The 13,290-nt window shown below is 73.9% G+C and carries 1 protein-coding gene; it reads left to right on the top strand.

Features of this window, described 5'->3' with window-relative positions; all coding sequences use genetic code 11:
* Window positions 1-22: 22 nt before the first annotated feature.
* A partial coding sequence (locus ACFVFR_RS09170; RefSeq protein WP_383699068.1) for an SDR family NAD(P)-dependent oxidoreductase occupies window positions 23-13,290 on the top strand: 13,268 nt, incomplete at its 3' end.

The following is a 13,290-nucleotide window of genomic DNA, read 5'->3' as shown; positions in this document are numbered from 1 at the left end:
TTAGCAGGAGGAACCGATCCACATGTTTGACGGTATGGACGCCTCGCGTGTCAAGGTGCTGCCCGAGGCCGCCCAGCTTGAGATGGTGCGGGCCGCCGCCACCCTCGCCGCCGAGGAGCGGGGGGACGCGGGGCCGGTCGTCCGCCTGACGAACGTGGCCTGGCACGGGCCGGTCGTCGTGGGCCCGGGCCAGCAGGTGCACGTGGACCTGCACCCCGGCGCCAGCGGCGCGGCCGACGACTGGGCGGTGTTCGCCGACGCCGGCGAGGGCACCGGCAGCACCGGCACCGTCACCGTGCCGCACGACGCCGCCCCCCAGCGCGTGGACGTCGACGCGTACGGGCCTGGCCGGCCCGGCACGCTGCGGGTGGAGCTCGGCGAGCCGGCCACCGCCGGCGGGCGCGCCAACGCCGTGGTGGTGCCCGGCCAACTCGCCGCGTGCCTGACCGCCGTGGCGCGCGAGCTGGGCTGGGGCGAGGGCGAGGTGTGGCTGCTGGGCGCCGACGAGGTGACGTACGCCGACGCCTCCCGGCAGGCGGTGTGGGGCGCCGTCGAGATCCTCACCGGCCCCACGGGCCAGGAGGCGACGCTCTCGGTGGACCTGGTGGACCGGCGCGGGACCAGTCTGGTGCGCTTCCGTGGCCTGCGCGTCGCGGCCGACGACGACCAGCCGCAGACCCCGCCCACCACCTCCCGACCGGAGGCCACCGCACAGGCCACCGAGACCGTCCGGGAGCCCGCGGGCCCGGGGCGGCGGGCCGAGATGGCCGGCTGGTCGGTGGCCCAGTGCCTGGAGTGGGAGCTGGGTGACGTCGTCTTCCACCTCCTCAAGCTGCCGTTGGACAAGCTGGACGGGTCGGCCAACCTCCAGGACTACGGGTTCGACTCGATCAGTCTGGTGGAGTTCGCCGGGGTGCTGGCCGAGCGGCTGGGCATCGAGCTGACGCCCGACGTGTTCTTCAGCTACCCCACCCTCGACGGCCTGGCCGGCCACCTGACGCAGACCCACGCCGAACTCCTGGCCGCGCACTACCGGGAGGAGCGGACCCTCACCCGTACTGTCCCCGAGGCCGCCACGCCGGGTGCGCAGCCGGGCGCCGCGCCGCGCGCCGAGCGCCCCCGCCCGGAGGCCCGCCGCCGGCGACTGCGGATGAGCGCCCCGGCCACGCCCACGGACCTGACCGCCGAGCCCGTCGAGCCGGTGGCGATCGTGGGCATGAGCGGCCGGTTCCCCGGTGCCCGTACGGTGGACGAGCTGTGGCAGATCCTGGCCGAGGGCCGCTCGGTGGTCGACCAGGTGTCGGCCGAACGCCGCCCCGCCTGGGGCATGCGGCGGCTGGGCGCGATGCCGGGAGTGGCGGAGTTCGACCCGCTGTTCTTCGAGATCTCGCCACGCGAGGCCGAGCTGATGGATCCGCGCCAGCGGCTGCTGCTCCAGGAGATGTGGGGCGCGCTGGAGGACGCGGGTTACGGGGCCGAGCAGTTGGGCCGGGAGAAGGTCGGCGTCTTCGTCGGCGTCGAGGAGGGCGACTACCGCGACCTGCTGCCCGGCAGTGCCGGCGTCACCTCCAACAGCAACGCCATCCTGGCCGCGCGCCTGGCCTACTTCCTGAACCTCTCCGGCCCCAGCATGGCCATCAACACCGCCTGCTCCTCGGGCCTGGTGGCGTTGCACGAGGCGTGCCTGAGCCTGCGCTACGGCGACTGCGACACCGCCATCGTCGCCGGCGTCAACGTGCTCGCCGACCCCGCCAGCTACGACGCCATGGCCGAAGCCGGCATGCTCTCCCCGGAAGGCTCCTGCCGCGCCTTCGACCGGCGTGCGGATGGCATGGTGCCGGGCGAGGCCGTGGCCGTGTTGGTGCTGAGGAAGCAGCCGGCGGCCGAGGCCGACGGACAGCGGATCTACGCCACCGTGCTGGGTAGCGGGGTCAACTACGACGGGCGGACCAACGGGATCACCGCCCCCAGCGGCGCCGCGCAGACCCGACTGCTCAAGGACGTCTACGCACGCACCCGGATCTCGCCCGACTCCATCGAGTACCTGGTCACCCACGGCACGGGCACCCGGTTGGGTGACCCGATCGAGATCAACGCGTTGGCGGAGGCGTTCCGTGGTGAGACCGAGCGCACTGGTTTCTGCGCGTTGACCTCGACCAAGCCCAACATCGGTCACACTCAGGCGGCTTCCGGGTTGGTCAGTGTGATGGCGTTGGCTCAGGCGATGCGGCAGGAGGTGATTCCGCCGAGCATCCACTGTGAGGAGCTCAGCGACTACATCCGGTGGGAGGACAGCCCCTTCTTCGTCAACCGCGACCCGCGCCCCTGGCCCCAGGACGGGGGCCGGCCCCGCCGTGGCGGCGTGAGCGCCTTCGGTATGAGCGGCACCAACGCCCACGTCGTCCTCCAGGCCCACGGCACCGCCCGCGCCGACCAGGCCGCCATCGACGACCAGCCCGCCGCCCCCGCGTACCTGCTGCCCCTGTCGGCCAAGACCGCCGACGCCCTCAACCGCGCGCTGACCGCGCTGGCCGACCACCTGGAGACCCGCACCCAGGCGAGCGCCGGCTACCTGGCCTCGGTCAGCCACACCCTGATGGCCGGCCGCCACCACTTCGCCCACCGGTGCGCGGTCGTCGTCCAGGACCGGGAGGACGCGGTACGCCTGCTGCGCCAGGCCGCCCAGGGCGACAAGCCCCGCAAGGTCTACCGCTCCACCGTCACCCGCGACTTCACCCCCAACAGCCTGGTGGGCGACCTCGTCGCGGAGGCCCCGCGCAGCCGCCAGGACCACGGCCGCTACCAGGAACTCCTGCTGGCCATGGCCGACCTGTACTGCCAGGGCTACGACCCCCGCCTCCAGGACCTCTTCGACCAGCCGCCCGCCCGGATCACCCTGCCCACCTACGCCTTCGCGCGACAGCTCTGCTGGGTCCCCGACAGCCCGGCCGCCACCGGGACGGCGGCCCGGCGACTGCACCCGCTGGTCCACGAGAACACCTCCGACCTGGTCGAACAGCGCTACACCTCGCGGTTCACCGGCGCGGAGCCCTTCCTCACCGACCACGTCGTCCACGACCGCCCGATCCTGCCCGCCGCCGCGTACCTGGAGATGGCCCGCGAGGCCGTCCAGCAGGCCACCCGGGGCGCGGACGCCGACGCCGTCCGCATGCGCCTGACCAACCTGCGCTGGTCGCGTCCCCTGGCCGTCGACGCCGCGCCGGTCATCAGCGAACTCACCCTCGTGCCCGAACCCAACGGCGACATCGGCTTCGACGTCGTCTCCGGCGACGGTGACGGCGACATCCACTGCCAGGGCGAGGCCGTGCTCGTCCCGCCCGCCCAGGCCGCACCCGCCCCCGTACTCGACATCGCCGCCCTGCGCGCCACCTGCACGCGCACCCTGAGCGGCGAGGAGTGCTACGACCTCTTCGCCACCGCCGACCTGCGCTACGGGCCCACCCACCGCACCATCACCGAACTCGGCCTGGGCACCGACCTCGTCGTCGCCCGCCTCGCCCTGCCCGAAGCCGACGACGCCTACGTCCTGCACCCCGGCCTCCTGGACGGCGCCTTCCAGGCCACGGCCGGATTCATGGCCGTCGAGGGCACCACCGGCCACCTGCCCGTCGCCCTCGACGAGGCCGAGGTGTTCGGCCCCGCCACCACCCCCGCCTGGGCCGTCGTCCGCCGCCTGCCCTCGGCCGGCTCGTGGGTGACCCGCTACGACATCGACCTGTGCGACGAGGCCGGCCAGGTCCGCGCCCGCCTGCGCGGCTTCACCACCAGCCTCAGCAGCCGCGACATGCCCGAGCGGGACGCGGCCACCCCGGTGACCGGCGTGTGGGAGGCGGCGTGGACCGCCCGCCCCCGCGCCACCGCGCCGACCGGCCAGGCCACCCCCTGGGCCCAGCGCCACATCCTGTACTGCGACGGCACCACGCCACCGGCCCCCGACGCGTTCGCCCCCCAAGCCGGCGTCAGCGTCCGCGCGCTGACCGCCACCGGCGACGACGCGGGCCAGCGCTTCACCAGCCTCGCCGAGCAGCTCTTCACCGAGGTCCGCGACCTCCTCACCGCCCGCCCCGCGCAGGACGTCCTGCTCCAGGTCGTCGTACCCGAGGGCCCCGAGCGCCACGTGTACGGCGGACTGGCCGGGCTGCTGAAGACCGCCCACCTGGAGAACCCCCGGCTGAGCACCCAACTCGTCGGCATCCAGGAGCCCTTCGACACCCCGGCGGCCGTGGCCCGGATCGACGCCGAGGCCAGCGCCCCCCAGGTGGACCCCGAGGTCCGCTACGCCGGCGAGAGCCGCCTGGTACCCGAGTGGCGCCCGCTGCCCGAGGCGGCCCAGGCCGCGACGGACCTGCCGTGGCGCGCGGACGGCCACTACCTGATCACCGGCGGCGCCGGCGGCCTCGGCCTGATCTTCGCCGAGGAGATCGCCCGTCGCGCCCCCGGCGCCACCCTCACCCTCACCGGCCGCTCCGCGCCCGGCGAGCGCGTGGAGGCGGCCCTCGCCCACCTGACCGAGCTGGGCGCGCGCGCCGCGTACCGCAGGCTCGACATCACCGACCGGGACGCCGTCGAGCGGACCGTCGCCGACCTGACCGCCGACGGCCACACCCTGCGCGGCGTCCTGCACTGCGCCGGCGTCCTGCGCGACGACTACCTCATCCGCAAGCAACTGGCCGACGTACGCCAGGTCCTGGCGCCCAAGGTCACCGGCCTGGTCGCCATCGACGCCGCCACCGCCGGGCTCGACCTGGACTTCCTCGTCTGCTTCGCCTCCACCTCCGGCAGCCTCGGCAACGCCGGCCAGGGCGACTACGCCCTCGGCAACGCCTTCATGGACCACTTCGCCGCCCACCGCGCCGAGCAGGTGCGCGCCGGACTGCGCGGCGGACGCACCCTGGCCATCGACTGGGGCCTGTGGCACGACGGCGGCATGAGCGTGGACGCGCAGGTGATCGCCCAACTCGAAGCCCGCACCGGCCTGGTGCCGCTGCCCCGCGAGGCCGGCATCGCCGCCTTCTACCAGGCGCTGCGCGGCGAGGCCGCGCAGACCCTGTGCCTGAGCGCCCGCGACCAGCGGCACCTGACGAGCGCCACCGACCAGCTCACCGCCCGCTCGGCGCCGGCCGCGCGCGAGAAGGGGACGACCGGCCCCGCGCCCGACGGCTCGCGCGTCGTGACGTACCTGATCGACGTCGTCACCCGGGAGCTGAAGCTCGAAGCCGGGACCATCGACCCCACGGCCCCGCTGAGCGAGTACGGCATCGACTCGATCAGCGTCATGGCCCTGACCGACGTCCTGGAAGGCGACTTCGGCAAGCTGCCCAAGACGCTGTTCTTCGAGTACCAGACGCTCGCGGAGCTCAGCGGCTACCTGCTGGACTCCCACCCCGCCGAGGTGGCCCGCCTGGCCGGCGCCGGCACCCCGCCCGCCGACCACGCCACCCCGGCCGGCGCACCGGCCTCCGACACCCGGCCGCGCACCGCCGCCCGCCGCCGGAGCCGCTCCCGCTTCGCGGCGCGGGCCACCGACGCGGCCCCGGCGGCCACCACCTCACCGGACATCGCCATCGTCGGCCTGGCCGGCCGCTACCCGCAGGCCCCCGACCTCGACACGTTCTGGGACAACCTGCGCACCGGCCGGGACAGCGTCACCGAGGTCCCCGCCGACCGCTGGGACCACCGCGCCTACGAGCGGGAGGGCATCTACTGCCGCTGGGGCGGCTTCCTCGACGGCGTGGACCAGTTCGACCCGCTGTTCTTCGGCATCGCGCCCCGCGAGGCCGAACTCATGGACCCGCAGGAGCGACTGTTCCTCCAGTGCTCGTACGCCGCGCTCCAGGACGCCGGGTACACCCCGCGCGACCTGGACGGCACGGACGAGGCGGGCAACCCGCGCACGGCGGGCGTCTTCGTCGGCGTCATGACCTCCGACTACCAGTTCTTCGGCCTGGAGCGGCAGCTCGCCGGCGCGCCCGTCGCCACCGGCGGCAACTTCGCCTCCATGGCCAACCGGGTCTCCTACCACCTGAACCTGCACGGCCCCTCGCTGGCCGTGGACACCATGTGCTCCTCCTCGCTGACCGCCATCAGCCTGGCCTGCGAGAGCATCCGACGCGGCGAGAGCGACGTGGCCCTGGCCGGCGGCGTCAACCTCTCCCTGCACCCGAACAAGTTCCTCCTGCTCTCGCAGGGCAAGTTCGCCTCCAGCAACGGGCGGTGCGAGTCGTTCGGCGACGAGGGCGACGGCTACGTACCGGCCGAGGGCGTCGGCGCCGTCCTCCTCAAGCCGCTGGAGCGGGCGCTGCGTGACGGCGACCACGTCTACGGCGTCATCAAGGGCACCGCCCTCAGCCACGGCGGCCGGACCAACGGCTACACCGTCCCCAACCCGGGCGCCCAGGGCAACGTCATCAGCGCCGCGCTGCGCCAGGCCGGCGTCGACCCGCGCGCCGTCAGCTACGTGGAGGCCCACGGCACCGGCACCAAGCTGGGCGATCCCATCGAGATCCGTGGCCTCGGGCAGGCGTTCGCGGGCGGGGCGGGGCAGGGCTCGTGCGCCATCGGCTCGGTGAAGTCCAACATCGGGCACGCCGAGGCCGCCGCCGGCATCGCCGGGCTCACCAAGGTCCTGCTCCAGATGCGGCACCGCACGCTGGCACCCTCGCTCCACTCCGACGTGCTCAACCCGTTCATCGACTTCGACCAGACGCCGTTCGTCGTCCAGCAGACCGCCGCCGAGTGGCGGCAGCCGGTCCTGGAGATCGACGGCCAGACGCGCGAACTGCCCCGCGTCGCCGGGCTGTCCTCCTTCGGCGCGGGCGGCTCCAACGCCCACCTGGTCATCCAGGAACACCAGGCGCCGGCCGCCACCGGCGAGCCCGCCGGCCCGGTGGCCCTCGTGCTGTCGGCCAAGACCGAGGAGCGGCTGCGGGTCTCGGCCCAGCGCCTGCTGACCGCGCTGGAGCCCGGCCGCCACACGGACGCCGACCTGCCCTCCATCGCCTTCACCCTCCAGGTGGGCCGCGAGGCCATGCCGCACCGACTCGGCCTGCTCGCCGACGACCTGGCCACCGCGCGGCGCAAGCTGGCCGCCTACCTGGCGGGCACCGGCGCCGCCGAGGGCGTCGCCACCGGCCAGGCCCGACCGGGCGGCGAGCGCGGCGCGGCCGTAGCGACCGACGGCCAGGCCGCCCTGGAACCGCTGCTCGCCTCCTGGGTCAGCGGCCTGGACGTCGAGTGGCGCGGACTGTACGCGGCGCTCGGGCGCACCCCGCGCCGGATCAGCCTGCCCGGCTACCCCTTCGCCGAGGAGACGTACTGGCTGCCAGGCGGTGAGCGCCGGCCCAGCACCGTCGGCGGTGGCGTGGCCCGGCTGCACCCGCTCGTCCACGAGAACACCTCCGACCTGACCCGGCAGCGCTTCAGCTCCCGGCTGCCCGAGACACCCACGCCGGCCGCCCAGGCGGAGATGGCGCGCGCCGCGCTCTGGCTGGCCAGCCCGGACGTCGCCGAGGGCACGCACGCGGTGCGCCTCACGGACGTCACCTGGTACGGAGCCCTCGCCCCGGCGGGGGAGCAGGTCACCGTCCACGTGGCGCTGCTGCCCGCCGCGAGCGGCGCCGTCGAGTGGGCGGTGTACGCCGACCAGCCCGACGCCGACGAAGGGGAGTTGGTGGCCGGCGAGGGGCTGGCGAGGGTCCTCACGGTGGCGGCCGACGCCGCCGAGCGGATCGACCGCGCCACCGCGACCGGGACCGTGACCGAGCTGGCCGTCGCCGACGGCGCGACCCCGGCGCTGGTCCAGGCGCTGGAGGCGTGCCTGCCGGCCGGGCAGCGGGCCCGCGCCGCCCGCGAGGTGCTCTTCACCCCGGCCGCCGGCGCGACCCCGGCCTATGCCGTGGTCGAGCACCGGGCCGCGGAGCTGGACGCCACGGTGTGCGCCACGGACGGCACCGTCCTGCTGCGGGTCAGCGGCCTCGCGTACGACAGCGACGCCGACACCCCCCGGGAGCCGGTCGACACGCGGGAGCTCGCCGAACCGGCCGTGGCGGTCGTGGTCGCCGCGGGCCCGGGGCGGCGGGCCGAGATGGCCGGCTGGTCGGTGGCCCAGTGCCTGGAATGGGAGCTGCGGGACGTCATCAGCCTCGTCCTGAAGGTGCCCGCCGACCGGCTGGAGGACGGCGTCAACCTTCAGGACTACGGGTTCGACTCGATCAGCCTGGTGGAGTTCGCCGGCGTGCTCGCCGAACGGCTCGGCCTCGACCTGACGCCCGACGTGCTCTTCAGCTACCCCACCCTGGACACCCTCGGCGCGCACCTGGTGGGGACGTACCCCGACGCGATGGAGGCGCTCTACCGCGAGGCCGGCACCACCGGTGGCACGGCGGTCGCCCCACGGCCCGCCACCCGGTCGGCCACGGCGGCCGGGGCCGACGCGGGCACCACGTCCGGGCGGCGGCGCGCGGCACTGGGCCGGGTCGTCCGCCGGGGCGCGGGCGCCACCACGGAGGCCGCCGAGCCGGTGGCGATCGTGGGCATGAGCGGCCGGTTCCCCGGCGCCCGTACGGTGGACGAGCTGTGGCAGATCCTGGCCGAGGGCCGCTCGGTGGTCGGCGAGGTACCGGCCGAACGGCGCCCCGCCTGGGGTTCGGAGCGGCGGCTTGGCGCCATTCCGGGGGTGGCGGAGTTCGATCCGTTGTTCTTCGAGATCTCGCCGCGCGAGGCGGAGAACATGGACCCGCGTCAGCGCCTGCTGCTCCAGGAGATGTGGGGCGCGCTGGAGGACGCGGGCTACGGCCCCGAGCAGCTGAGCCGCGAGAAGGTCGGTGTCTTCGTCGGCGTCGAGGAGGGCGACTACGTCTTCCTGACAGGTGAGGACGGCAGCGTCACGGCACACGCCACCTCGATCCTGGCCTCGCGGCTGGCGTACTTCCTGAACCTGTCGGGGCCGAGCCTGGCGATCAACACCTCGTGCTCCTCCGGTCTGGTGGCGTTGCACGAGGCGTGCCTGAGCCTGCGCTACGGCGACTGCGACACCGCCATCGTCGCCGGCGCCAACATCCTGACCTACCCCGGCACCTACGACGTCATGGCGCGGGCGGGGATGCTCTCCGAGGAGGGTGTGGTGCGGGCCTTCGACCGGCGTGCGGATGGCATGGTGCCGGGTGAGGCCGTGGCCGTACTGGTGTTGAAGAAGCAGCCGGCGGCCGAGGCCGAGGGCCAGCGGATCTACGCGACCGTACTGGGCAGTGGGGTCAACTACGACGGTCGGACCAACGGCATCACCGCCCCCAGCGGCGCCGCCCAGACCCGCCTGCTCAGGGACGTCCACGAGCGGGCCAAAGTGCCCGCCGACTCGGTGGAGTACCTGGTCACGCACGGCACGGGGACCCGGTTGGGTGACCCGATCGAGATCAACGCGTTGGCGGAGACCTTCCGAGGCGGCACCGAGCGCACTGGTTTCTGCGCGTTGACCTCGACCAAGCCGAACATCGGTCACACTCAGGCGGCTTCCGGGTTGGTCAGTGTGATGGCGTTGGTTCAGGCGATGCGGCAGGAGGTGATTCCGCCGAGCATCCACTGTGAGGAGCTCAGCGACTACATCCGGTGGGAGGACAGCCCCTTCTTCGTCAACCGGGAGTCGCGTGCCTGGCCGGAGCGGTCGGATGGCGCGCCGCGTCGTGGCGGGGTCAGTGCCTTCGGGTTCAGCGGCACCAACGCCCACGTCATCCTGGAAGCCCACGGCACCGCCCGCGGCGACCAGGCGACCCTCGACGACCAGCCCGCAGGCCCCTCAGCCCTGCTGCCGGTCTCGGCCAAGACCCCCGAGGCGCTCACCGAACTGCTCACCGCGCTCGCCGACCACCTGGCGGCCCGCCCCGAGGCCGGGCCCGGGTATCTGGCCTCGGTCAGTCACACCCTGATGGCCGGCCGCCACCACCTCGCCCACCGGTGCGCCGTGGTGGCCCAGGACCGGGAGGACGCGGTACGCCTGCTGCGCCAGGCCGCCCAGGGCGACAAGCCCCGCAAGGTCTACCGGGGCACCGTCACCCGCGACTTCACCCCCAACAGCCTGGTCGAGGACCTGGTCGCCGAGGCGCCGCGCAGCCGCGCGGACCACGGCCGCTACCAGGAACTCCTGCTGGCCATGGCCGACTTCTACTGCCAGGGTTACGACCTGCGCTTCGAGGGCCTCTTCGACCGGGCGCCGCTGCGCGTCAGCCTGCCCCACCACCCGTTCGCCCGGGAGCTGTACTGGCCCTCCGACGAACACCTGGCCCGGCGCCAGCTCGTGCGGGACGCGATCGCCTCCGGCGCCGGCGCCCTCGCCCAACTCGACGCACCCGAGGAGGCGTACGAGGAGGTCGAGGAGGTCGTGGAGGAGGACGCCGAGCCCACGGCCGAGAGCGTCGCGGTGGCCGCGGGTCCGGGGCGGCGGGCCGAGATGGCCGGCTGGTCGGAGGCCCAGTGCCTGGAGTGGGAACTGGGTGACGCGGTCTCGCAGCTGCTGAAGCTGCCGTTGGACAAGCTGGACGGGTCGGCCAACCTCCAGGACTACGGGTTCGACTCGATCAGTCTGGTGGAGTTCGCCGGAGTGCTGGCCGAGCGGCTGGGCATCGAGCTGACGCCCGACGTGTTCTTCAGCTACCCCACCCTCGACGGCCTCGGCGGTCACCTGAGGGAGACCCACGCCGACACGGTGGAGGCGTTCTACCGCGAGGGTCGTAGAGGCGGCACGGTCGCCAAGCGCTCGGTGACCCGGAAGGTCAGGCGCCGTCGCCCGACCTCGGGCCAGGTCGTCCGCGCGGGCGCCGGGCTCCCCGGCGAGAGCGGGCCCGAGCCGGTGGCGATCGTGGGCATGAGCGGCCGGTTCCCCGGCGCCCGCACGGTGGACGAGCTGTGGGACATCCTCACCGAGGGCCGCTCGATGGTGGGCCCGGTGCCCGCCGACCGGCCGGGCTGGGGTTCGGAGCGGCGGCTTGGCGCCATTCCGGGGGTGGCGGAGTTCGATCCGTTGTTCTTCGAGATCTCGCCGCGCGAGGCGGAGAACATGGACCCGCGTCAGCGCCTGCTGCTCCAGGAGATGTGGCGGGCCCTGGAGGACGCGGGCTACGGCCCCGAGCGTCTGAACCGGGAGAAGGTCGGTGTCTTCGTTGGCGTCGAGGAGGCGGACTACGTCTTCCTGACGGGCGAGGACGGCAGCGTCACCTCCAACGCCACCTCGATCCTGGCCTCGCGGCTGGCGTACTTCCTGAACCTGTCGGGCCCGAGCCTGGCGATCAACACCTCGTGCTCCTCCGGTCTGGTGGCGTTGCACGAGGCGTGCCTGAGTCTGCGCTACGGGGACTGTGACACCGCGATCGTCGCCGGCGCCAACATCCTCGCCTTCCCGGGCACCTACGACGCGATGGCGCGGGCGGGGATGCTCTCCGAGGAGGGTGTGGTGCGGGCCTTCGACCGGCGTGCGGATGGCATGGTGCCGGGTGAGGCCGTGGCCGTGTTGGTGTTGAGGAAGCAGCCGGCGGCCGAGGCCGACGGACAGCGGATCTACGCCACCGTGCTGGGCAGCGGGGTCAACTACGACGGGCGGACCAACGGGATCACCGCCCCCAGCGGCGCCGCGCAGACCCGACTGCTCAAGGACGTCTACGCACGCACCCGGATCTCGCCCGACTCCATCGAGTACCTGGTCACGCATGGCACGGGGACGCGGTTGGGTGACCCGATCGAGATCAACGCGTTGGCGGAGGCGTTCCGTGGTGAGACCGAGCGCACTGGTTTCTGCGCGTTGACTTCGACCAAGCCGAACATCGGTCACACTCAGGCGGCTTCCGGGTTGGTCAGTGTGATGGCGTTGGTTCAGGCGATGCGGCAGGAGGTGATTCCGCCGAGCATCCACTGTGAGGAGCTCAGCGACTACATCCGGTGGGAGGACAGCCCCTTCTTCGTCAACCGGGAGTCGCGTGCCTGGCCGGAGCGGTCGGATGGCGCGCCGCGTCGTGGCGGGGTCAGTGCCTTCGGGTTCAGCGGCACCAACGCCCACGTCATCCTGGAGGCCCACGGCACCGCCCGTACCGAGAACGAGGTGGTCGAGGCCCAACCCACCGCCCCCGCGTACCTGCTGCCGCTCTCCGCCAAGACCGCCGAGGCGCTCGCCCAGGCGCTGACCGCGCTGGCCGACCACCTGGCGGCCCGCCCCGAGGCCGGGCCCGGCTATCTGGCCTCGGTCAGCCACACCCTGACCACGGGCCGCCACCACTTCGCGCACCGGTGCGCGGTCGTCGTCCAGGACCGGGAGGACGCGGTACGCCTGCTGCGCCAGGCCGCCCAGGGCGACAAGCCCCGCAAGGTCTACCAGGGCGCCGTGCCGCGCGAGTTCTCCCCGAACGCCGCCGTCAGCACCGTCGTCCAGGACATGACCGAGGAGGCGGCCGGCAACCGCCAGGACCACGCCCGCTACCAGGAACTCCTGTTGGCCCTGGCCGACTTCTACTGCCAGGGTTACCAGCCGCGCCTGCGCGACCTCTTCGAGCGGACGCCCGCCCACGTCAGCCTGCCCACCCAGCCCTTCGCCGCCCGACACCTGTGGGTCGGCGGCCACCGGGCCCGACTCGCGGCCCAGCGCGCCGAAGGAGCCGAGCCCACCGCGACGACGGAGCAGGCGGGGACGACCGAGCAGGCGGGGAACGCCGAGGCGACCTCCGTGGCACCGGCCACCCCGACGGCGCCCGCCGCCGTCGAGCGTCCGACCCCCGCGCCGCGCCCGGCCCCGAACCCCCGACCCGTGGCCGATCCGCGCCCGGCCCCCCAACCGGTGGCCGACAGCCGTCCGACCCCCGCGGGCCGACCCGAGCCCGCCGCCCGGCCGACGGCCGGCATCCAGTCCGCCCCCGGCGTGCTCGCGGTGCCCGTCACGGCACCGACCGGGTCCGACCAGGGCGGCACGGTGCGACTGCGGCCGGTGACCGAGATGGCCGACGCCATGGCCCACCCGGCCACCACCGCACCCCAGGCCCCGCAGCGCGTCACCCTCCGAGCCCTGACGCCGACGACGCCCACGACCCCGGCCACGACGCCCGCCCCCGCGCCCGACCCGACGCCGGCGCCCGTCACACCCGTGCCGGTGGCCACCTCGCTGCCGTCCCCCGCCGCCCCGGCACACGCGGCGGTGGACACGAGCGAGGAGTTGGTGGAGGCGCTGCGCGCGAGTTTGGCTCGGGAGTTGTTCGTGGAGGTGGAGGAGATCGACGCGGGTCGTAGCTTCACGGAGTT

It is taken from the genome of Streptomyces sp. NPDC057702 (assembly GCF_042799315.1).
Taxonomy (GTDB): Bacteria; Actinomycetota; Actinomycetes; order Streptomycetales; family Streptomycetaceae; genus Streptomyces.
The sequence above is the reverse complement of the archived record's forward strand: the minus strand, read 5'-3'. Positions and strand labels throughout refer to the sequence as shown.